This is a genomic window from Sphingomonas bacterium, assembly GCF_028292945.1.
Lineage (GTDB): Bacteria > Pseudomonadota > Alphaproteobacteria > Sphingomonadales > Sphingomonadaceae > Sphingomonas.
Map to the genome: position 1 here is coordinate 1 of NZ_JAQGLJ010000116.1, position 21,639 is coordinate 21,639.

Below are 21,639 nucleotides of genomic sequence, written 5' to 3' on the forward strand. Positions count from 1 at the left end.
GTTGCCGCCATGCTGCTGCTGACGCTGCGCGGCACGCCGACGCTGTATCAGGGCGACGAACTGGGCATCGGCCTGGTCGAGGTGAGGCCAGACCGTGTCCAGGACCCGCGCGAGCTGCGCCAGCCCGGCATCGGCCTCGGCCGCGATCCGGCGCGCACGCCGATGGCGTGGGATGCGTTCCCGAACGCCGGCTTCTCGGCGGCAAACCCGTGGCTGCCGCTGCACGCAGATTGGCGGACGCGCAACGTCGCCGCGCAGGTTGGCGACCCCGCGTCGATGCTGTCGCTCCATCGTGCGCTGCTCAAGCTGCGGCGAGCGAGCGCGGCGCTGTCGATCGGGAGCCTGGCGTTGGTCGAGGCGGAGGAGGATGTGCTCGCCTATGAGCGGCGGCATGGCGAAGAGCGCGTGCTGGTGGCGCTGAACCTGGGGTCACGCGAGCGGGCCGTGCCGGGCGGCGAAGAGGGCAGGGTGCTGCTGTCGACGCTGAGCACGGGTGAGGGAGATGTGCTGCGGCCGAATGAGGGCGCGGTGATTTCCCTCTCTCCTTCAGGGGAGAGGGTGCCGACGCGATAGCGGAGGCGGGAGAGGGCAGTGCGACTGACTAGCCGCATTGCACTGCTCTCCCTCGCCGCCTTCGGCGTCTCTCCCTCTCCCCTGAAGGGGAGAGGGAAGTAGTGGCGCGACGTTGCCGCCAAACGTAAGCTCCGCACCATGAAGATCGCCATGCTCGCCCCGATCTCCTGGCGCACGCCCCCCGCGGGCTATGGTCCATGGGAGCTCGTCACCAGCCTTCTGACCGAGGGCCTGGTCGCCAGCGGCATCGACGTCACGCTCTTCGCCACGCAGGACTCGCACACCGCCGGCACGCTCGCGGGCGTGGTGCCGCACGCCTATTCCGAGGACCCCACGCTCGACGCGAAAGTGTGGGAGGCATTGCACGTCGCGCATGTCTTCGAGCGTGCGGGCGAGTTCGACCTGATCCACAACCAGGCCGATTTCGTGCCGCTGGCCTTTTCGCGACTGGTCGACACGCCAGTCGTCACCACCATCCACGGTTTTGGCTCCGACCGCATCCTGCCTGCGTACAAAGCCTACGACGACCGGGTACATTTCGTCGCGATCAGCGAAGCCGACCGGCATCCTGACCTCCACTATGCCGCCACCATCCATCACGGCATCCGGCTCGACGACTTCACGTTCGACCCGGTCGGCAGCGACGACCTGCTGTTCTTCGGTCGCATCCACCCAGACAAGGGTGCGGGCGAGGCGATCCGCGCGGCGCGCGCGACCGGGCACCGGCTGGTGATGGCCGGGCTGGTGCAGGACGCCGGTTATCACGAGCGCGAGGTGCTGCCGTTCGTCGACGGCGACCGTGTCGTCCATCTGGGCGTAGTCGGCGGGGCGGATCGCGCTCGAACCTTGGGCGGGGCGAAGGCGCTGCTCCACCTGATCGGGTTCGACGAGCCGTTCGGGCTGTCGGTGGTGGAGGCGATGGCGTGCGGCACGCCGGTGATAGCGTACAACCGCGGCTCGATGTCCGAGCTGATCGAGGACGGCGTCACCGGTTTCCTGGTCGACGGGTTCGACGAGGCGGTCGCCGCGATCGGGCGGATCGGCGAGATCGATCGCCGTGCCTGCCTTGAGGCCGCGCAGCGCCGGTTCGGCGTCGAGCGGATGACCGCCGACTATCTGACGCTTTACAACCGCATCCTGGCCGGGGAGATACATCCATCGGGTGAGTAGCGGCCCTGACGGTCGCATCGACGAACGGGAGAGAAGCTGATGTTCAGTCACATGATGGTGGGGACCAACGACGTCGACCGGTCCAAGCGGTTCTACGACGCGCTGTTCGGGTCGATCGGCGGCAGGCCCGGCCGGCAGGACGACAAGGGACGGTTGATGTACGCGCATGCCGGCTCCATGTTTCTGGTCACGCCGCCGATCGACGGCCAGCCCGCGACGCACGCGAACGGCGGCACGATCGGCTTCGCGGTCGATGGACCCGAACAGGCGCATGCCTGGCACGAGGCCGGCATTGCTGCCGGAGGAACGGCGATCGAGGATCCGCCCGGGGTGCGCTCCAACGCTTTCGGCAGCCTGTATCTGGCCTATCTGCGCGACCCCGATGGCAACAAGCTGTGCGCCATGCACCGGATGCCCAAACCGGCGTGACCGCGGCCGCTCCCGGCGCCGCGATGCACGCGCTCGCCAGCGCCAGCCTGGGTGCCGTGCTGCGTACGGCACTCGACGCGGTGGTGGTGATGCGTGTCGACGGGACGGTCGCGGGCTGGAATGATGTGGCGGAACGAACCTTCGGCTGGAGCTTTGCCGAGGCACGCGGGCGGCGCGTCAGCGAACTCATCATCGCGCCGCAATACCGGGCGGCGCACGATCGCGGCCTGGAGCATTTTCTGGCGACCGGCCACGGACCGGCGCTGGACAAGCATCTGGAGCTGACGGCGGTCCATTGCGATGGTCGAGAGCTGCCCGTGGAGTTGTCGGTCACCCGTACCGAGCAGTTCGGCGAACCCGTATTCCTGGGCTTCCTGCGCGACATCTCAGATCGTCGCGATGCCGCGCGGCAGCAGGAATTGATGATCGGCGAGCTCAACCACCGGGTGAAGAACCTGCTGGGCGTGGTCTCCGGCATCGCGCACCAGACCGCACGCACCAGTCCGACACTCGTGGCGTTCGAAGAAGCGTTTCGCGGTCGGCTCGCCAGCCTCGCACGCGCGCACGAGGTGCTGACCGCCGCCACCTGGCAGCGCGCGCCGCTCGGCTCGCTGGTGCGCGAGCTGGTGGAGCCGCACCTGCAGGCGAGCGTCTCCGGACCCGACGTGCTGCTGAGCCCGCGCCAGCTGCTGAGCGTCAGCATGATCCTGCACGAGCTGACGGCCAACGCGATCAAGTACGGCGCACTGTCCCGTCCCGAAGGTCGGGTGACGCTGGTCTGGGCAGTCGCCGACGGGCAGGTGGCGATGGAATGGGTCGAGAGCGGGCTGGACGGCGTGCGGGCGCCGACGCATCGCGGCTTCGGTTCCAAGATGATCGCGATCAGCGTCGGACACGAGCTGCGCGGTACCACCAGCACCGACTGGCGGCCGGATGGCCTCACCTTTCACTTGACCTTCGCCGTCGAGGCGGAGGAATAGGCGCGCATGCTGCATTTTCATATCGGCAGACCCTCGCCTCCCGCCCGTCCGGGCGGAGCCGCCGACGACCTGCCCGCTGACCTGCTCGCCGCGCCTGTCTTGATCGTCGAGGATGAGGCGATGATCGCGTGGACGATGGAAAGCCTGCTCGACGACATGGGCTTTGCGCGCATCGCGATCGCCGCGAGCGGCGAGGCCGCCTTGGTGCAGTCGGCGGCGGTTGCGCCGCGGCTGATCGTGTCGGACATCAATCTGGGACCGGCGTGCATGGATGGCGTCGCCGCAACCGTCGCCATGCTGGCGCGCGCGGCCGCCAGCGTCGTCTTCGTCACCGGCCATGCAAGTGGGGAGGCACGAGCACGGATAGATCGCGAAGTACCAGGCGCGGTGGTGCTCGCCAAGCCGGTCAGCCCCGACGAACTGCGGCGCGCGATTCGTCAGGCGATCATGGCCGCGCACTGACGTTACCGAGATCATCGCCGGGGTACGCAGAAGCAGTGGCGCCGGCATAAGCGCGGACCCAGCCGCCCCATCGCTCGTTGGGAGGCGATGATCGGCGCTCTTTCCCTCGACACCGATCCGCGCCACGCTGCCCGCGAGGCATTCGCGGCCGCGCTGGCCGGCATCGATCGTGGCCGGCCGATCACCGTGCTGGGTCATTTCGATGCTGACGGAATGTCGGCGATCGCCATCCTCGTGCGCGCGCTGCGCGGGGCAGGGTGGCAGGTCGAGCCGCGCGTCACGGGCAAGGGTGAGTCGCCGTGGGATGAAGGCTTCGCAGGTACGCTGGGTTCTCCGGGCGGTCTGATCGTCGCCGATCTGGGCACCCGACCCGAACCGGTTCTCCCCGGCACGCCGACTGTAGTCATCGACCACCACCTGCCCACCGGCTTGCCAGTCGGGGCGACCACCATCAGCGGCAACGGCCTGTCGCCCGAGCCGACGACCGCGCTGCTCGCCTGGTGGGCGGCGGCGGCGCTGGGCGACCAGGCGGACCTGCAATGGCTCGCCGCGCTAGGCCTGATGGGCGACATGGCCGACGAGGCGGCCTTTCCCGAACTGACCGAAGCGCGGGCCCGCTGGGGCAAGACCGCGCTTCGCGACGCCACCAGCCTCGTCAACGCACCGCGTCGCACCGCCGCGTGCGACGCCGGTCCCGCGTTGCGCCTGCTGCTGACCGCCCATGGTCCCAAGGCGATCACGAAGGAGCCGAGTGCCGACCGCGACGCGCTGCTCGCTGCAAAGGCAGAGGTCCGCGAGGCGATCGAAAGCGCCCGTCGCGTTGCACCGAAAGTGCGCGGCGAGGTCGCGCTGATCCGCTTCCATGCGGCCCAGCAGATCCACCCGCTGATCGCGCAGCAATGGCGCGGTCGGCTGAAGGACAAGATCGTGCTCGCCGCCAACACCGGCTACCGCGACGGCTGGATCCACTTCGCCGCGCGCTCGGCGAGGGGCGAGAACCTGGTCGATTATCTCGCCCGCCACCGTCCCCCCGGCGCGGACGGTCGCTACGGCAACGGCCACGCGCAGGCGACCGGCGGCGCGCTGCGCCCCGCCGACTGGAACGCCTTCGTGGCCGGCATCGGCTTTCCCGACGAACAGGTGCCCGCATGACAAGACCCTTACGCCTCGGTTTTCCGGTCAAGGTCATGGGCCGGGCCGGGCTGAAGACGCAGGACACGCGACGCTGGCAGAAGAACCCGCACCTCAAATGCTCGCTGGAGCTGCTCGATCCGGTGCTCGATTATCTCGCCGCCGAGAAGCTCGACATGTACCGGCTGTCGTCCGACATCGCGCCCTACGCGACGCATCCCGACATGCCGCAGTTTCATTCCATGGTGGCGGACAGCGACGCCGAGCTGGCGGCGTTCGGCGCCAAGGCGATGGCGCTCGACATCCGGCTGTCGTTCCACCCGTCGCAATATATCCTGCTCAACTCGCCCGACCCGGAGCTGACGCGCAAGAGCATCTGGGACCTTGCTAGTCAGGCGGAGATGCTCGACCGAATGGGGCTGGACGACGAGGCGGTGATGGTGACCCATGTCGGCGGTGTCTATGACGACCGCGACGCCTCGCGCGCGCGCTGGATCGCCGGCTGGGAGCGATGCCCCGAGCATGTCCGCCGCCGGCTGGTGCTCGAGAATGACGACATCCGTTTCGATGCCGCCGACGTCCTGTGGCTCCACGAGCGCACCGGCGTCCGTTTGATCTTCGACTATCAGCATTTCTGGTGCCTCAACCACGAGCGCCTGGACATGCGCGACACACTGGAGAAGTTTGTGGCGAGCTGGCCGGCCGGGGTCCGCCCGAAAATCCACTTCTCCAGTCCCCGTACCGAGCTGCGCGAGGTGAAGCAGAAGATTACGGTCAAGCAGCGCACCGCCGCGAAGGCCGGCACCGCGCGCCCGAAAAAGGGCGAGCTGCTCAAGGCACCCGTCAAGGCTACTGCTCGCGTGAAGACTGTGCTGCGCCCGCCGATCTGGACGGGCCATTCCGATTTCACCAACCCGTTCGAGTTCGCCACCTTCATGCGCATGGCGCACGGCCTCGACTTCGACGTGATGATGGAGGGCAAGTCCAAGGACCTGTCGCTGCTGCGGCTGCGCCCGGATCTGCTGCGCTTTGCGCCGGACGTGGCCGCGCGGTTCGGCATCACCGCCGCCGATGCCGCGCAGCTTGCCGCCGACGAGGCGCGGCTGGAGCAGGGCGTCGCGGCGGAAGACGAGCAGGATGTCGACGAGGGTGCCGCGCCGGACGAAACCTTGCAGCTTGCCGCGGAATAGGTGAGGTAGGTTCATGCCCGATAGGCCAGGCTTGCAAGCCCGGAACGCCACCCGGTACAATGACGACGTACGGCGACGGTCGTTGGGCGAGGGGAGTGGACGCATGCGGCGCGCGGCGCTGGTGACCCGGATGGAGCAGCACCTTGCGTTGACCGACGACGAGCGGGAGGCACTGGACGACCTGCAACGGCACGAACTGCGCTTTACGCCCGGCCAGCTGCTCATGGAGCAGGATCGGCCCAACGACATGCTCTACGTGGTGCAGCAGGGCTGGGTCCATTCCGCGCGGCGGCTGGTCAATGGCGGGCGGCAGATCGTCGGGTTCCACTATGCCGGCGACCTGGTCGGCACCTCGTCGATCGCATGGAGCCTCGCCACCAACACGGTGACGGCGGTGTCGGATTGCATCGTTTCCGAACTGCCCAAGGCGTCGCTGGGTCGGCTGTTCCGGGCACAGCCGCGCATCGCCGGCGCTCTCTATGCGATCTCGGCCGCCGATTACGTCGCGATGGGCGACCGGCTGACGTCGATCGGCCGGATGGGCGCGATCGAGCGGCTGTCGCTGCTGCTGCTCGACATCATCGCGCGGCTCCGCGTCACAGCGGGCGGCGTGATCGACTCGTTCGACTTGCCGCTGACGCAACAGGACATCGGTGACGCGGTGGGACTGACAAAGGTCCATGTCAGCCGCACGCTGGGCGATATGGAGCGCCGCGAGCTGATCGAACGGCGCGGCCGCCGCGTCCGGCTCAAGGCAGAAGCGGAGCTGATCGAGATGACGGGGTTTGTCGACCGGCACGGCGTGATCGAGACGGACTGGATTTCCGCGCCGGAAGCCTGACGCGCGCACGCCCCTAGCCGGCCGGCGGGTAGGGGAGCCTACCCGTCGACGTCACGGGATTTACGCCCGTGACTGCCTGGCAGCGTGTTACCGCTACAACGGCTTCCCCGAGTCCTTCCACTTGTCCAGCACCTGCGATGCTGGTGGCAGCTTGTCATCGGCGGCGGCGGCTGGAGCGGCGACACTGACCTGCCGATATGCGGGCTGGATCATCGCCGTCGCGGTCGTCGACACCACCGGGATCGACAGCGGGACGACGGCGTCGGTCGCGGCCATCATCGGCGGAGCGATCTTCGCCAGCGGCCCGGGGAACGGCTCGCCGCCGGGATAACGTTGCGTGAACGCGCCCTGTGTCCCCCAATAACCCTTCCATCGGTGAAAAAAGTGTGCCCCGATCACGTCGGTCATCACCAGCGTGCGGTTCCACGACGGCGTCACCGCATAGGTGTGGTAATGCGTCGCGAGCCCGACGGGCGCGTGGACATAGCCGCCCAGCGCCGCCGCCGCGTGCCGCGCCGCGCGCGCCCAGCCGGTGCGCGACGGCACCCGCGCCATCGCTCCGTCGCAGGCATAGGAGAATTGGCACACCCGTCCGCCCGAGCCCTGATAGATCACGCCGCACACCGTCGCCGGAAAGGCCGGATGACGGGCCCGATTGAGGATCACCTGCGCCACCGCGCGCTGGCCGTCGTCGCTCTCGCTCGCCGCCTCATAGTAGATCGCGTCGGTCAGGCACTGCATCGCGCGCGCGCGGTCTACCCCGCTCGCCGCCGCCATCATGAAGGGCCGCGCCGGCGTCACGCCCTGCTCGGCCGCCGTCATGGCCAGCGCGGTGGCGATCGGCACGGGCAGGGGGGGCAGCTCGACCGATCCGGTCACGCCGGGTTGTGATTGCCCAAGGGCGGGGGCGGGCGCGTCCTCCAGGTACAGCAACGCCGCACCGGGGAAATGATCGGCGGTGTCATAGGCCACCGCTGCGGGCACGGTCTGCACCACCGGCGTATGATCCGCCACGGCCTGCCAGGCGGAGTTGGTCGCCATCGCGCCCGTTACGCCAAGCGTGGCGAGGACGGCCACCAGGGCGCCGCGCAGCAGGGGGTGGTCGGGAAGCCGCATGGCCGCGCACATAGCGGGGAGCGGTGAAGATTTCGCGGGCGGATTAGGTAGCGTCCCGAGCTGGGACAGGGATCAAGCGCGTGAAGACTTAAATCCCCTCGTTTGCGGGGAGGTGGCAGGCGCGAAGCGGCCGACGGAAGGGGCTCTCCGCGAGCAACCACCCGTAGCCCACCCCCTCCGTCACGCGAGCAAGCTCGCGCGCCACCTCCCCGTGAAGGGCGAGGATTGAGCCTACCGCAACCCCGCCCCATCCAGCTTCAGCGCCGCCACCGGGATCACCTCCACCTGCGGATAGGCCTTGCGCAACGCTGGCAGTAACAGCTTCGCATCGCCCACCACGACCACGCTCGCAGCCGCCGGATCGGCCAGCGCCACCGCCGCGTCGCGCGCCGCGTCCGCGCCGACCGCCTGCACCGCGCCGGCATAGCGGCCGAGCTCGTCCAGCGGCACGCCTTGCAGGATGTACCCGCCCAGGATGCCCGCCACGCCGTCGGTGGTCTCGATCGCCCGGCCGAACTCGCCAAGCGTCGCGGCCTTGCGCGTCTCCAGCTCCGCCGCCGCGATCGGTGCGCTGCCCAGCCGGCCCATCTCCGCCGCGAGCAGCTGCGCCGCCTCTGCCGCCGTCTCGTTCTTGGTCTGCGTCCGCGCGGTCAGCGACCCGCCGCCGCGCCGCGCCGCGACGCTGCTGTTGGCGCCATAGGACAGTCCGCGCTTGATGCGGATCTCCTGGTTCAGCCGCGCCGAATAGCCGCCGCCGAGCACCGAATTGGCGACGAGTAGCGGATAGTAGCGATCGGAAGCGCGCGCGATGCCCGGCCGCGCGACGACGACCGCCGCCTGCGCCGCGCCCGGCATGTCGATCGCGATCACGCGGGGGCGGACAGCCGGCATGTTGATAACAGTCTCCGGCGGGCGCGGGCCTGCGCGCCAGCCGCCGAACAACTGCTCCGCCAGGCGCGCGGACTGCGCCGGTGTGACCTCCCCGACCAGTAGCAGCGTCGCCTGATCAGGGCGGAACGTGCCGGCCCAGGCGCGGCGCAGATCGGCAGCGTCGATCGCCTTGAGCGACGCGGGCGTACCCGCCAGCGGCGCGCCGTAGGGGTGCGATCCGAACACCGCGCGGCTCGCCACCAGCCCGGCGAGGCTGCCCGGATCGGCGAGCTGCACCGTCGCTGCGTCGATCGCCTGCGTCCGCGCGCGTTCGATCTCGGCGGGCGCGAAGGCCGGCCGCTGCGCGACATCGGCGAGTACCGCCATCCCCGCCGCCAGCTGGTCCGCCTTGACCGTCAGCTCGATCGACGCGCCGTCGCGATCAGCGCTCGCCTCGATCGAGCCGCCCAGCGCCTCTACTTCTTCCGCGATCTTCGTCGCCGAGCGCGTGGTCGTGCCCTTGGTCAGCAGGTCGGCGGCAAGGCTGCTCGCGCCTGCGCGATCGGCGGGGTCGGTCGCCGCACCCCCGCTCGCTACCAGTGCAGCGGTGACCAGCGGCACCCCGCGCCGCTCGACGGTGACTACGCGCAAGCCATTGGCGAGCCGCGTCTCGACGGGCTGCGGCAGCGTCGCGGTCAGCGGCGGAGCGGGTGCAGGCGGTTGCGCGGGGTTCACCGCCGGTGTCATCGCCGCGAGCGGGGCGGGAACGGCAAGCGGCGCAACGCGGACGGTGGGGGCCAGCGTTACTTCGTCCTTCGCCCCGGCAGGACGCTGCTCGGCCGGCAGATAGCGGATCGTCGCCGCCTGTTCGACGCGCAGGTAGCGGCGTGCGACGCGCTGCACATCGGCCGCCGTGACCCGCGCAATGTCGGCAAGCTGCTGGTCGGCGGCACGCGGATCGCCGTCGATCAGAACGGCGGCGGCGAGCGCCATGCCGCGCCCTTCCGCCGTTTCCCGGCTCTTGAGCACGCCCGTCAGGATCTGGTTGCGCGCGCGCTCCAGTTCGGCAACGCTCACCGACGTGTCGCGCAGGCGCGCGATCTCACGCCGCAGCGCCGCCTCGCCCGCCGCGACGGTCTTGCCGCCCGCCAGCACCGCATAAGTGACGAGATTGCCGATGCTCTCGCGGGTATCGAGAAAGCTGGCCGCCGACTGGGCCACGCCGTCGCGATAGACCAGCGCCTGGTTCAGCCGCGCGCTCTCGCCCGACGACAGCACCGCGTTCAGCACGGTCAGCGCGGCCACGTCCGGGTGCCGGTCGGGCGGCACGTGCCAGCTCATCAGCAGTGCTGGCAGCGGGGTGTTGGCGGCGTACACCGTGCGCGTGATCGCAGCGGTGCGGGGCGGCTCGGCCACGGTGACGCGAGGGATTGGCGCGGAGGGACGCACGATCCTGCCGAAATAGCTGTCGATCCAACGATCCAGTTGCGCCGGATCGTAATTGCCCGCGACCACCAGCACCGCATTGTCGGGCCGGTAGAAGGTCGCATGGAACGCGCGCACGTCGGCGATCGACGCCGCCTGCAGGTCGGCGAGCGAGCCGATCCCCGGCCGCGCATAGGGGTGCACGGAGTAGCTCACCTGCGGATAGGCGAGGCTCAGCAGCTGGCCGTACGGCCGCGCGAGCGTGTTCTGGCGCAGCTCTTCCTTCACCACGTCGCGCTCCGATGCGAAGCCGGTCGGCTCCACCACCAGCGTCGCCATCCGATCCGCTTCCGCCCACAGGATGCGCTGCAGGTGGTTGGCGGGCACTACCTCGTAATAGTTGGTGTAGTCGTCCCCGGTGGACGCATTGTTGTACCCACCGACGTCCTCGGTCAGTCGATCCATCTGCTCGGGGCGCAGATTGCGCGTCGCCTTGAACATCAGGTGTTCGAACAGATGCGCGAAGCCCGAGCGGCCGGCCGGATCGTCCTTGGACCCGACATGATACCACACCTGCACCGACACGTTGCTGGTGCCCGTGTCGCGGATCGCGAACACGCGCAGTCCGTTGGCGAGCGTGCGTTGCGTATAGGCGATCGGCTTCACCGCAGGTGCGGGCGCGGCGGGCTGGGCGAGGCCAGGAGCGGCCGCGACGAGCGCGAGCGGGGCGATAAAGCGGGTCAGCATGGCGTCAGTCGTCACGTCGCCGCGCGTACAGCACCGCCGCCGCGACCGCGGCCGAGCCGATGCCCGCAGCCAGGCCGATCTTCGCCAGCGGCCAGCTCTTGGTCTTGTCGCGGATCGCCTGTTCGGCGACGCGGGCATGCGCCTGCACTTCGGCGAGAATTTCGTTGGGCGCCTCGTCTGGCTTGGCGGGGGTGTCGTGCATCAGGTCGCCTCTTTTCTCTCGCCCGCATAGCGACTGCGGAAGGCGTTGGCGAACGCCGTCAGCCGCTGCTCGCCGATCGCTGCGCGCAGATCGGCCATAAGCGTTTCGTAGAACCAGATATTGTGCTCGGTCATCAACATCGCGCCAAGAATTTCCCCGGCGCGGACGAGATGATGGAGATAGGCGCGGGACCATGTCGCGCACACCGGGCAGCGGCACTCGGCGTCCAGCGGTGCCTGATCCTCGGCGAAGCGCGCGTTGCGCAGGTTGAGCGGCCCGGCCCGCGTGAACGCCTGCCCGGTGCGGCCGGAACGGGTGGGGAGAACGCAGTCGAACATGTCGACGCCACGCTCGACCGCGCCGACGATGTCGGTCGGCTTGCCGACGCCCATCAGGTAGCGGGGCTGGTCGGCGGGTAGCTGACCGGGCGCAAAATCCAGACAGGCGAACATCGCCTCTTGCCCCTCACCGACCGCCAGCCCGCCGATCGCATAGCCGTCGAAGCCGGTGTCGATCAGCGCGTCCGCCGATGCCTGCCGCAGGCGCTGATCGAGGGCACCCTGCTGGATGCCGAACAGCGCCGCGCCCGACGCATGCTCGCCGCCCGCGTCGAACGCCGACCGCGACCGCCGCGCCCACCGCATCGACCGTTCCATGGCGGCGGCCTGCACGTCGGGGGTCGAAGTGGTCGGCACCAGCTCGTCGAACGCCATGACGATGTCGGAGCCGAGCAGCCGCTGGATCTCGATCGACCGTTCCGGGCTGAGCAGGTGGCGCGAGCCATCAAGGTGCGACCTGAACGACACGCCGTCCTCTGATCGCTTGGTCAGGTCGGCGAGGCTCATCACCTGATAGCCGCCGGAATCGGTCAGGATCGGCCGCGACCACCCCATCAGCGCGTGGAGGCCGCCCAGCCGCGCCACCCGCTCCGCGCCCGGGCGCAGCATCAGGTGATAGGTGTTGCCCAGGATGATGTCCGCGCCGGCAGCGGCGACATCGCCCGGCTTCATCGCCTTTACGGTCGCGGCAGTGCCGACCGGCATGAACGCCGGCGTGCGGATCACTCCGCGCCGCATCGCGATCGCGCCGGTACGCGCGCGGCCATCGGTCGCGTGGATGGTGAAGGCGAAGCGGGGAGGGGTCATTCGGGTTCGGGACGTTGGCGCGGGATGCGGTCGCCCTGGCGCTTGGGCTGGCGCCCGCCACCGACGGCGGTTACGCGGATCGTCAGCGCCTCCGCGCGCGTGACGGCGCCGTCCGCGTCCTTGTCGAAGCGCGCGAACAGGCGTGCGAAATGCCCCTGCAACTCGTCGAGCGTTACCCGGCCGTCACCGTCGCGATCCACCTCGAATGGGCTGGGCAGTGCCCCCTGATCGCCCAGCCACGTCCGCTGCCACCCGGCATATTCCAGATAGCCGAGCGCGGTCGATGTCGACGCGCCGTTCGCCAAGCTGTGGGCCAGGCACCCGTCCAGTTCGCTGCGGGTCGTGCGCGCGTCGGCATCGCCATCGCACGCGACGACCAGCATCGCCGCCGGCTCCACCACCAGCGTGGCGGGCGTCTGGGCGTTGGGCTTGCCCGGACCGAGCACGCGAACCTCCGGCGGGGTGGCGACCTGGAGCAGAAGAGCGAGCAGCATCGGCTATCCTTACGGCAGCAGCAGCGACGCGTCGCCGTAGCTGTAGAACCGGTATTCCGCCGCGATCGCATGCGCATAAGCGGCTTGCATGCGTTCGCGCCCCATCAATGCCGAGACCAGCATGAACAGGGTCGAACGAGGCAGGTGGAAGTTGGTGAGGAGGCCATCGACGCCGCGAAACCGGTAGCCGGGGGTGATGAAGATGGCGGTGTTGCCCTCGAACGGGCGGACAAGGCCGTCCCCCTCTCCTTCAGGGCCGCATGCGCTTTCGATCAGGCGGAGCGACGTAGTGCCGACCGCGATCACGCGGCCGCCAGCCGCGCGCGTAGCATTGAGGCGGTCGGCGGTGGCGGCGTCGAGGCGGCCCCATTCCGCATGCATGCGGTGATCGGCGGTGTCGCGCCCCTTGACCGGCAGGAAAGTGCCCGCGCCGACGTGCAGGGTCAGGGTTTGGTACTCAACTCCCGCCGCTGTCAGCGCCGTCATCAGTTCGGGTGTGAAGTGCAGCGCCGCCGTCGGCGCGGCGACCGCGCCGGGCTCGGCCGCGAACATGGTCTGATAGTCGGCCTGGTCGGCCTCATCGGCGCCCCGACGCGCGGCGATATAGGGCGGCAGCGGCATGCGCCCGGCGCGCTCGAGCAGCGTCTCCACCGGCTCATTGCCAGCGAAGTCGAGTGCCCAGCTGCCATCTTCGTCGCGCTCGCTTGCGGTGGCGGCGACACCCTCGCCGAAGTCGATGAGGTCGCCGTCGCGGAGCCTGCGTCCGTTGCGCACAAAGGCACGCCAGCGACGCGGCCCTTCGCGCAGGTGCAGCGTCGCGCCGATGGTCGCCGCTCCACGCCGGCCTTCCAGCTGCGCGGGGATGACGCGGGTGTCGTTGAAGACCAGCAGGTCGCCTGCTCGAAGCTGCCCGGGCAGGTCGCGCATCTGGCGGTCACGAGTCGACGCCGCGTCCAGCACCAGCAGCCGGGCCGCATCGCGTGGAACCGCCGGCCGCAGCGCGATACGCTCGGGGGGTAGCGCAAAATCGAAAAGGTCGACGTTCATCGCCGCTGCGCGCTTATCTGCGCCGCGCCGTCCTCCGCTGGACCGCCCTGACCGGCGCGACCCTGGGCGTCGCCGCAGCCGGGCCGCTCGGCAGCGGCAACAGCGTCGACGCAGGTGCGGGCAGCGGCAGCGTCGCGGGCGCGCGGTAGGGCGGCGGGTTGTCCGCGAGCACATACGCGCGGAGAATACGGCTCGGGTTTGCCGGCGGCTCGCCACGTTCGATCGCGTCGACATATTGCATGCCGTCGAGCACGCGGCCGAACACCGTGTACTTCTTGTCCAGCGCCAGCCGGGGCTGGAAGACGATGAAGAACTGCGAATTGGCGCTGTTCTTGTCGTCCGCCCGCGCCGCCGACACCGCGCCGCGGACATGGGGCAGATAGTTGAACTCGGCCTCCAGGTTGGGCAGCGACGAACCGCCGGTGCCGTCGCCCTTGGGATCGCCGCCCTGCGCCATGAAGCCGTCGATCACCCGGTGGAATGGCAGCCCGTCGTAGAAGCCCTGGCGCGTCAGCGTCCTGACGCGTTCCACCATCTTGGGGGCCACGTCAGGCCGCAGCCAGATGGTGACGCGGCCGCCCGTCGACAGATCCAGCACCAGTACATTCTGCGGGTCGGTGAACGGGGCGGGCGCGGCGCGGCCGGGCACCTGCACGTCGATCGTCTGTGCGGGGGCGCTTACCGGCAGAAGCGCCGCCGCGAACGTGAACAGGCCGACGAGAAAACGCATGGGCAAATAAACCTGTGTTGGACCGCGTCTTCCTAAAGCGGAACGTCGCTTGCGCCAAGGTGAACGATATCCTGACGCTATTTGTCACCCTTGCGGCCAAGCGCTTCCACCCGCGCGAGCACCTCGTCGCGCACCGTCGGCGGCACGAATTTGGTGATGTCGCCGCCGTACATTGCGATTTCCTTGACCAGTTTCGACGCGATCGGCTGCAGCGCCGCGTCCGCCATCAGGAAGGCGGTCTCGACACGGTCGTTGAGCTGCTGGTTCATCCCCGCCATCTGGTACTCATACTCGAAATCGGCGACGGCGCGCAGGCCCCGGATGATGACCGACGCGCCTTCGCGGTCCGCGAAATCCATCAACAGCGAGTTGAACGTGACCACGTGTACGTCGCCGGCCAGCCCCGCCACTTCGCGCCGCACCGCCGCAACCCGTTCCTCTACGGTGAACATCGGCGACTTCGACGGATTGGTCGTGACGCCGATGATCAGCCGGTCGACCAGCTTCGCGCCACGCCGGATGATCGAGAGATGCCCCAGCGTGACGGGGTCGAACGTCCCCGGATAGACTCCGATCCTCATCGCCACATCCTTTAACGGTCGCGCTCGACGACGTAACGCGCCAGTGCGCGCAGCAGATCGGCCTCCGCGCCATAGGCATGAAGGTGTTGCACCGCCTGCTCCGTCAGCATCCGGCATTGCTCGCGTGCGCGCTCCGGGCCGAGCAGGCTCAGGAACGTCGCCTTGCCCGCGCCGGCGTCCTTGCGCAGTCGCTTGCCGGCAGTATCCTCGTCGCCCTCGGCATCGAGCAGGTCGTCGGCGATCTGAAAGGCGAGGCCCAGGTCGTGCGCATAGCCACGCAACCCGGTGCGGCCCTGCTCGGGCAGCCGCGCCAGTGTCGCCCCCATCTCGACGGCCACCGCGATCAGCGCGCCCGTCTTCATCTGTTGCAGCCGGGTGACGCCGTTCAGGTCCATCGGCACGCGCTCGGCGGCGAGATCGAGCGCCTGCCCGCCGGCCATGCCGATCGGCCCCGACGCGCGCGCCAGTGCCAGCACAAGCTCGGCGCGTACCGACGGGTCGGGATGCGTATCGTGGTCGGCCAGCCATTCGAATGCGAGCGCGTGCAGACAATCGCCCGCCAGAATCGCGGTCGCCTCGCCGAACGCCTTGTGCGCGGTCGGCTTGCCGTGACGAAGATCGTCGTCGTCCATCGCGGGCAGATCGTCATGAACCAGCGAGTAAACGTGGATTGCTTCCACCGCCGCCGCGACCCGCTCGGACGCCTCGCGGCTGACGGCGTGCAGGTCCGCCACCGCGCAGACCAGCAGCGGGCGCAGCCGCTTGCCTCCGCCGATCGCGGCATGGCGCATGCAGGCGTAGAGGTTGGCGCGTGCGTCGGCGGGGATCGGCAGGAACTGATCGAACCGGCGATCGATCACCTCGGCGATCTCGGCCATCGCGCGCGACAGGGGAGTGGCCGAGGTGAGCGGCACGGCGGCGGCCACCGTCAGCCCGCCGCGAAGGGCCGGGTGCCTGCCGGCCGGCCTTCCGCGTCGAGCCGGATCGCCTCGATGCGCGTCTGCGCCTGATCCAGCCGCTCCGCGCATCGCTGACGGAGCCTGTCGCCGCGTTCGTAGAGCTTGATCGAATCGTCGAGCGTGGCCTCGCCCGTTTCCAGCCGATGCACGATCTGCTCCAGCTCCTTCAGCGCGTCCTCGAAGGAAAGGTCCTCGACCGGAGTGTCCATGCCTGCGCTATGCGGCACGGGCGAAAGCGAGGCAAGGCAGTCGCCCGTCGCCGGCTTAGCGCACCTGACGCGCAGTCCAGGTGACCAACAGTCTGACAGCGACCACACCCAGATCGATCGCCGCCTGCACGCGGTGCGGCTGCAGATCGCCGACGTCGTGGGTCACGATACGCAGGTCGGCGGTCGGCTGGCGCACGCCGACCCCGATCAAAGCTAGGGCGATGGCGCCAACCGCGATGCGACGACGAATCATCATTCTGCTCCCCTGCATCCGTTGACCATAGCGCCACCCGGGAGGCGCCGGCAATCGGACAGCCACGATGTCGATAGCGCCGGCGTCCGCGCCTCTCTGGGGACCGGAGAGGCGCGGACGCGCTCGACGACAAGGTCAGTCGGCGGGCGTCGTGTCCGTGTCGGTTTGGGTCGGGGCGGGTGCCGCGACCTTCTTCTTCGGCTTCTTCGGCGGCGCGGATTCGATGGCGAAGCTCAGCGCGCCGTCCTTCAGCCGGACGGTAACCTCGCCGCCATGGACCAGCTTGCCGAACAGCAGCTCCTCCGCGAGCGGCTGCTTGATCTTCTCCTGGATCAGCCGGCCCATCGGCCGTGCGCCGTACAGCTTGTCATAGCCCTTCTCGGTCAGCCACGCCTTGGCCTCGTCGTCCAGGTTGATGTGGACGTTGCGGTCGGCGAGCTGGAGCTCCAGCTGGAGGATGAACTTGTCCACCACCCGCGCGACCACTTCCGGCGGAAGGTAGCCGAACGGCACGATCGCATCGAGGCGATTGCGGAACTCCGGCGTGAACATCTTCTGCACCGCCTGCTCATCCTCGCCCTCGCGGGTCAGGTTGCCGAAGCCGAGCGTCTCGCGCGCCATGTCGGACGCGCCCGCATTGGTCGTCATGATCAGGATGACGTTGCGGAAGTCGACAGTCTTGCCGTGCTGGTCGGTCAGACGGCCGTTATCCATCACCTGCAACAGGATGTTGAACAGGTCGGGATGCGCCTTCTCGATCTCGTCGAGCAGCAGCACGCAATGCGGGTTCTGATCGACCGCATCGGTCAGCAGACCGCCCTGGTCGAAGCCGACATAGCCCGGAGGCGCGCCGATCAGCCGCGAGACTGAGTGCCGCTCCATATATTCGGACATGTCGAAGCGTTGAAGCGGGATGCCCATGATCGACGCGAGCTGCTTGGCGACCTCGGTCTTGCCGACCCCGGTCGGGCCGGTGAACAGGTAGTTGCCGATCGGCTTCTCCGGCTCGCGCAAGCCCGCCCGCGCCAGCTTGATCGCCGAAGACAGCTTCTCGATCGCCGCATTCTGCCCGAACACGACGCGCTTCAGATCGGTGTCCAGCGTGGCGAGCGCGCGCTTGTCGTCGGTGGAGACCGACTTCGGCGGGATGCGCGCCATGGTGGCGATGACCTGCTCGATCTCCCTGGGCGTGATGGTGCGCTTGCGCTTGTTGGGCGGCACCAGCATCTGCATCGCGCCGACCTCGTCGATCACGTCGATCGCCTTGTCCGGCAGCTTGCGGTCGTTGATGTAGCGCGCCGAAAGCTCGACCGCCGACTTGATCGCATCGGGCGTGTACTTGACGGAGTGATGCTCCTCGAACGCGGAACGCAGGCCGGCCAGGATCTTGATCGTGTCCTCGATTGTCGGCTCGTTGACGTCGATCTTCTGGAATCGGCGCAGCAGCGCGCGGTCCTTCTCGAAGTGGTTGCGGAATTCCTTGTAGGTGGTCGAGCCGATGCAGCGGATAGTGCCGCCCGACAGCGCCGGCTTGAGCAGGTTGGACGCGTCCATCGCCCCGCCGCTGGTCGCGCCCGCGCCGATGACGGTGTGGATCTCGTCAATGAAAAGCACCGCGTCGGGCAGCTTCTCCAGCTCGTTGACGACCTGCTTCAGCCGCTCCTCGAAGTCACCCCGATAGCGCGTGCCGGCGAGCAGCGCGCCCATGTCGAGCGAATAGATCACCGCGGGCAGCAGCACGTCAGGCACGTCGCCTTCGACGATCTTGCGCGCCAGCCCTTCGGCGATCGCGGTCTTGCCGACGCCGGGATCGCCGACATAGAGCGGGTTGTTCTTCGACCGACGGCACAGGATCTGGATCGTACGGTCCACCTCGGCCATGCGGCCGATCAGCGGATCGACCTTGCCGATCTTGGCCTTCTCGTTGAGGTCGACGCAGAACTGCTTGAGCGCGCTCTCGCCCTTGTCCTTGCCACCGGGCTTGGCAGGCTTCTCCTCCTCCGACGCAGCACCCTTGGGACTGGCCGTCTCGGTGGAACCGCCCTTGCCGACGCCGTGCGAGATGTAGCTGACCGCATCCAGACGGCTCATGTCCTGCTGTTGCAGGAAATAGACGGCATAGCTCTCGCGCTCCGAGAACAGCGCCACCAGGACATTCGCGCCCGTCACCTCGTCGCGACCCGACGACTGGACGTGGAGGATCGCGCGCTGGACGACGCGCTGAAAGCCGCTGGTCGGCGAAGGATCGGTCTGCGTCTGCACCTTCAATGCATCGAGTTCGGTGTCCAGATAGTGCGCGACCGTGGTCTTGAGCTCGGGCAGCTCGACGTTGCACGCGGTCATTACCTTGGACGCATGCTCGTCGTCGATCAGCGCCAGCAGCAGATGTTCCAGCGTTGCGTATTCATGGCGGCGGCTGGACGCGGCCTCGAGCGCCTTGTGCAGCGTGGTCTCGAGCGCGGGGGCGAATGAGGGCATGGGTTACTCCTGTCGGGCCGCCGGGGGACGCGGACCGGTTTCATCCCATGTCGGGACGATGCGGGGCCGCATCAAGCGGTGCGCCGATGCGGATGGCACCGCCGCAACACTCATCGTCTGAATAGCGCGTCGGCACTTGCCTTATGGTTAATAACGCGTTCAATTTTGAGCCGCACTCGTGCGATCTCGCTCTCCAACGTCGCGACCCGTGCCTCCAGCTCCGCGATCGAGAGCGGATCGAGATCCTGTCTGACCAACAGCGTCAGCGGGTCGGACGCGCGGGGCTCATCGGGCTCCATGCGCAGCAGCGTTGACCGGGCGCGCGGCGCTGTCAATAACGCGGGACGGATCGTCGAGGCAGGGCAGGGTGATATCGTGATGCAAGTGCCGGCAACGATGCGCGCGATCGATCCCGGGGCGCCCGGTGGGCCGGAGGTGCTGGTGGCGGTCGAGCGCCCGGTACCGAGGCCGGGCGCGGGCGAGGTGTTGATCCGCGTCGCCGCCGCCGGCGTGAACCGGCCCGACATCCTGCAGCGCAAGGGTGGCTATCCGCCGCCGCCGGGAGCCCCGTCGATCCCCGGTCTGGAAGTGGCGGGCGAGATCGTCGCGGTGGGCGAGGGCGTCGACGAGGTCGCGTTGGGCCAGCCGGTCTGCGCGTTGCTGGCCGGCGGCGGCTATGCCGAATACGCTGTCGCTCCCTATGGCCAGTGCCTGCCCGTTCCTGACGCGCTGACCATGATCGAGGCGGCGGCGCTGCCCGAGACGCTGTTCACCGTGTGGACCAATCTGTTCGAGCGCGCTTATGCCACCGAGGGCGACACCGTGCTGGTCCATGGCGGCACCAGCGGCATCGGCACGATGGCGATCGCGCTGTGCGCCCTGTTCGGCGTCACCTGTATCGTCACCGCCGGTTCCGACGAGAAATGCGCCGCCGCGCGGGCGCTCGGCGCGACGTATGCGATCAACTATCGGTCCGAAGACTTCGTAGCGCGCGTCAAGGAGATCACGGGCGGCAAGGGCGTCGCGGCGGTGCTCGACATGGTCGGCGGGGACTATGTGCCGCGCAACATGCAATGCCTGGCGGATGACGGCCGCCATGTCTCGATCGCGGTGCAGGGCGGGTTGATGGCGACCGTGCCGGTGTTCGAGATCATGCGCCGCCGCCTGACGCTGACCGGCTCGACGTTGCGCCCGCGCGATGTGACGTGGAAGTCGCTGGTCGCCGACGAGCTGCACCGCACCGTCTGGCCGCATGTCGAGGCCGGGCGGCTGAGGCCGGTGATCGACCGCACCTTCCCGCTCGCCGATGCGGCCGCCGCGCATGCGCGGATGGAGGCGGGCGATCATGTCGGCAAGATCGTGCTGGAGGTCGCTTGAGCGACGAATTGCCGGAGCCGCCACGCCAGGTAGCTCACTTTGCGCTGCTGATCCTCGTCGGTTTTCTGATCGCCGGTAGCTTCGTGCTGTCGGGCCGACCGGTGATGCTCGCGAGCCTGCCCCACATCGCCTTTGTCGCCGATGTGCCCCGTCATCGCCACGAGGATCAGCTCGCGACCTTTACCGCTGTCGCCGGAGCGCTGCTTCCCAAGACCGACTGGCGTCCGCCGATCGCGGTGGCGTTGGGGAAGGTGGGCGAGGTCGGCACGGTACGACCCAAGCTCGGCTACTGGGTGCGTTCGTGGACATTCCTGGGGCTGCCGATGTTCGCGGTGACGGAGGGCGGCTACACCGTCTATCTCGACCGCCCCGGTTATTACCGTGCGGTGCCGCTGGGCGAAGGCGGGGAGGCCGAGCTCATCAGGCAGACGGGTGGCCGCCGCTTCTGGGGGAGCTGGCTCTGGTCCTATTGGCGCCATTGCTGGGGGTTGCTCGCGCCGATCGGGGTGGCGGTATTCGCGTGGGCCGAGTTTCGCTGGCAGGCGAAGCGCCGGGCGATCCTGGGGTTGATCTGACCGCTGTCACACGCGCGGCTTGCTCCGGGCGAGGTCCGGGGTTACATCATCCGCCATACAGGGCCGCTCCGGGCAGGGGCGGCCGTTTTTCATTTGGAGTACCCGCATGGCCCAGCCGCTCATGCCGCACGCGACCGCCAGCTGGATGGTCGACATGACCGCCCTGTCGTTCGAACAGATCGCCGACTTCTGCGGGCTGCACATCCTGGAGGTGCAGGCGATCGCCGACGACACCGCCGCCAGCAAGCTGACCGGTCGCGATCCCGTCCGCGCGCACGAGGTGACGCAGGAAGAGATCGACAAGGCGCAGGCCGACCCCGAATACCGGATGCAGATGGTCAAGGGACCCGATCAGGTCCGTCGCACCAAGGGGCCGCGTTATACGCCGGTCTCCAAGCGCCAGGACAAGCCGGACGGCATTCACTGGATCATCCGCAATCATCCGGAGATCACCGACGGCCAGATCGGCCTGCTGATCGGCACCACGCGCACCACCATCGCCGCAATCCGCGACCGGTCGCACTGGAACATGGCCAACATCACGCCCAAGGATCCGGTGACGCTGGGCCTGACGACGCAGCGCGAGCTTGTTGCCGCGGTTGCCGAGGCGGCGAAGGCGGCGGGCATCGAAGCGCCGACCTTCGACCCCAAGCTG

General features: G+C 68.7%; 24 protein-coding genes. 11 read left to right on the top strand and 13 right to left on the bottom strand.

Annotation, left to right across the window (positions count from 1 at the left end; all coding sequences use genetic code 11):
* The 8 genes from JWN21_RS12210 to JWN21_RS12245 all read left to right on the top strand — a co-directional run.
* The coding region (locus tag JWN21_RS12210) for a DUF3459 domain-containing protein (protein ID WP_299650460.1) at window positions 1-573 on the top strand (573 nt) is incomplete at its 5' end.
* Window positions 574-711: 138 nt separating this feature from the next.
* Window positions 712-1,743 (top strand): glycosyltransferase family 4 protein, encoded by a 1,032-nt coding sequence (locus JWN21_RS12215; protein WP_299650463.1) that lies wholly within the window; start codon window positions 712-714, stop codon window positions 1,741-1,743.
* A 39-nt stretch (window positions 1,744-1,782) separates the two neighbouring features.
* The gene (locus JWN21_RS12220) at window positions 1,783-2,172 is read left to right on the top strand and encodes a VOC family protein (protein WP_299650466.1); all 390 of its coding nucleotides are present in this window, start codon (window positions 1,783-1,785) and stop codon (window positions 2,170-2,172) included.
* Window positions 2,169-3,152 carry an HWE histidine kinase domain-containing protein gene (locus tag JWN21_RS12225; protein WP_299650469.1) on the top strand — a complete coding sequence of 328 codons (984 nt, stop codon included), beginning with the start codon at window positions 2,169-2,171 and terminating at the stop codon, window positions 3,150-3,152. The genes JWN21_RS12220 and JWN21_RS12225 overlap by 4 nt, the downstream gene beginning before the upstream one ends.
* A 6-nt stretch (window positions 3,153-3,158) precedes the next feature.
* Window positions 3,159-3,614: a response regulator gene (locus tag JWN21_RS12230; RefSeq protein ID WP_299650471.1), complete on the top strand. Its 456-nt coding sequence runs from the start codon at window positions 3,159-3,161 to the stop codon at window positions 3,612-3,614.
* 87 nt (window positions 3,615-3,701) lie between these two features.
* Complete coding sequence (locus JWN21_RS12235; protein ID WP_299650473.1) at window positions 3,702-4,766, top strand: phosphoesterase; 1,065 nt, start codon at window positions 3,702-3,704, stop codon at window positions 4,764-4,766.
* Entirely contained in the window at window positions 4,763-5,935 is a 1,173-nt protein-coding gene (gene uvsE, locus JWN21_RS12240; protein ID WP_299650475.1) for a UV DNA damage repair endonuclease UvsE, read from the top strand. The genes JWN21_RS12235 and uvsE overlap by 4 nt, the downstream gene beginning before the upstream one ends.
* A 103-nt stretch (window positions 5,936-6,038) precedes the next feature.
* Window positions 6,039-6,776 (top strand): Crp/Fnr family transcriptional regulator, encoded by a 738-nt coding sequence (locus JWN21_RS12245; protein ID WP_299650477.1) that lies wholly within the window; start codon window positions 6,039-6,041, stop codon window positions 6,774-6,776.
* 93 nt (window positions 6,777-6,869) lie between these two features.
* Here JWN21_RS12245 and JWN21_RS12250 read toward each other — a convergent pair whose 3' ends face one another.
* The 13 genes from JWN21_RS12250 to JWN21_RS12310 all read right to left on the bottom strand — a co-directional run bounded on the left by JWN21_RS12250 (window position 6,870) and on the right by JWN21_RS12310 (window position 19,331).
* Window positions 6,870-7,892: a cell wall hydrolase gene (locus JWN21_RS12250; RefSeq protein ID WP_299650479.1), complete on the bottom strand. Its 1,023-nt coding sequence runs from the start codon at window positions 7,890-7,892 to the stop codon at window positions 6,870-6,872.
* Window positions 7,893-8,123: 231 nt separating this feature from the next.
* A complete protein-coding gene (locus JWN21_RS12255) occupies window positions 8,124-10,949 on the bottom strand; it encodes a pitrilysin family protein (RefSeq protein WP_299650481.1) in 2,826 nt (941 codons plus the stop codon).
* Entirely contained in the window at window positions 10,939-11,136 is a 198-nt protein-coding gene (locus JWN21_RS12260; protein ID WP_299650482.1) for a hypothetical protein, read from the bottom strand. Before JWN21_RS12260 ends, JWN21_RS12255 begins: the two co-directional genes overlap by 11 nt.
* Complete coding sequence (gene tgt / locus JWN21_RS12265; RefSeq protein WP_299650484.1) at window positions 11,136-12,281, bottom strand: tRNA guanosine(34) transglycosylase Tgt; 1,146 nt, start codon at window positions 12,279-12,281, stop codon at window positions 11,136-11,138. Before tgt ends, JWN21_RS12260 begins: the two co-directional genes overlap by 1 nt.
* A complete protein-coding gene (locus JWN21_RS12270) occupies window positions 12,278-12,775 on the bottom strand; it encodes an EF-hand domain-containing protein (RefSeq protein ID WP_299650486.1) in 498 nt (165 codons plus the stop codon). The genes tgt and JWN21_RS12270 overlap by 4 nt, the downstream gene beginning before the upstream one ends.
* 9 nt (window positions 12,776-12,784) lie before the next feature.
* Window positions 12,785-13,822 carry a tRNA preQ1(34) S-adenosylmethionine ribosyltransferase-isomerase QueA gene (queA, locus tag JWN21_RS12275; RefSeq protein ID WP_299650488.1) on the bottom strand — a complete coding sequence of 346 codons (1,038 nt, stop codon included), beginning with the start codon at window positions 13,820-13,822 and terminating at the stop codon, window positions 12,785-12,787.
* Between the two features lie 13 nt (window positions 13,823-13,835).
* A complete protein-coding gene (locus JWN21_RS12280; protein ID WP_299650490.1) occupies window positions 13,836-14,552 on the bottom strand; it encodes a peptidylprolyl isomerase in 717 nt (238 codons plus the stop codon).
* A 77-nt stretch (window positions 14,553-14,629) separates the two neighbouring features.
* Window positions 14,630-15,139 (bottom strand): pantetheine-phosphate adenylyltransferase, encoded by a 510-nt coding sequence (coaD, locus tag JWN21_RS12285; RefSeq protein ID WP_299650492.1) that lies wholly within the window; start codon window positions 15,137-15,139, stop codon window positions 14,630-14,632.
* Window positions 15,140-15,144: 5 nt separating this feature from the next.
* Window positions 15,145-16,011 (bottom strand): polyprenyl synthetase family protein, encoded by an 867-nt coding sequence (locus tag JWN21_RS12290; protein WP_299650506.1) that lies wholly within the window; start codon window positions 16,009-16,011, stop codon window positions 15,145-15,147.
* Between the two features lie 50 nt (window positions 16,012-16,061).
* On the bottom strand, window positions 16,062-16,301 hold the full coding sequence (locus JWN21_RS12295; RefSeq protein WP_299650494.1) for an exodeoxyribonuclease VII small subunit: 240 nt from the start codon (window positions 16,299-16,301) through the stop codon (window positions 16,062-16,064).
* 55 nt (window positions 16,302-16,356) lie between these two features.
* The gene (locus JWN21_RS12300) at window positions 16,357-16,554 is read right to left on the bottom strand and encodes a hypothetical protein (protein ID WP_299650496.1); all 198 of its coding nucleotides are present in this window, start codon (window positions 16,552-16,554) and stop codon (window positions 16,357-16,359) included.
* 135 nt (window positions 16,555-16,689) lie between these two features.
* On the bottom strand, window positions 16,690-19,032 hold the full coding sequence (clpA, locus tag JWN21_RS12305) for an ATP-dependent Clp protease ATP-binding subunit ClpA (protein ID WP_299650498.1): 2,343 nt from the start codon (window positions 19,030-19,032) through the stop codon (window positions 16,690-16,692).
* Between the two features lie 110 nt (window positions 19,033-19,142).
* Complete coding sequence (locus tag JWN21_RS12310) at window positions 19,143-19,331, bottom strand: DUF1192 domain-containing protein (protein ID WP_299650500.1); 189 nt, start codon at window positions 19,329-19,331, stop codon at window positions 19,143-19,145.
* Window positions 19,332-19,428: 97 nt separating this feature from the next.
* On the opposite strand from JWN21_RS12310, the gene JWN21_RS12315 reads away from it, so the two are divergent.
* The 3 genes from JWN21_RS12315 to JWN21_RS12325 all read left to right on the top strand — a co-directional run.
* Entirely contained in the window at window positions 19,429-20,409 is a 981-nt protein-coding gene (locus JWN21_RS12315; protein WP_299650508.1) for an NAD(P)H-quinone oxidoreductase, read from the top strand.
* Window positions 20,406-20,984 carry a hypothetical protein gene (locus JWN21_RS12320; RefSeq protein ID WP_299650502.1) on the top strand — a complete coding sequence of 193 codons (579 nt, stop codon included), beginning with the start codon at window positions 20,406-20,408 and terminating at the stop codon, window positions 20,982-20,984. The genes JWN21_RS12315 and JWN21_RS12320 overlap by 4 nt, the downstream gene beginning before the upstream one ends.
* A 106-nt stretch (window positions 20,985-21,090) precedes the next feature.
* Window positions 21,091-21,639 (top strand): DUF1013 domain-containing protein (locus JWN21_RS12325; RefSeq protein ID WP_299650504.1); only part of this gene is annotated, 549 nt, incomplete at its 3' end.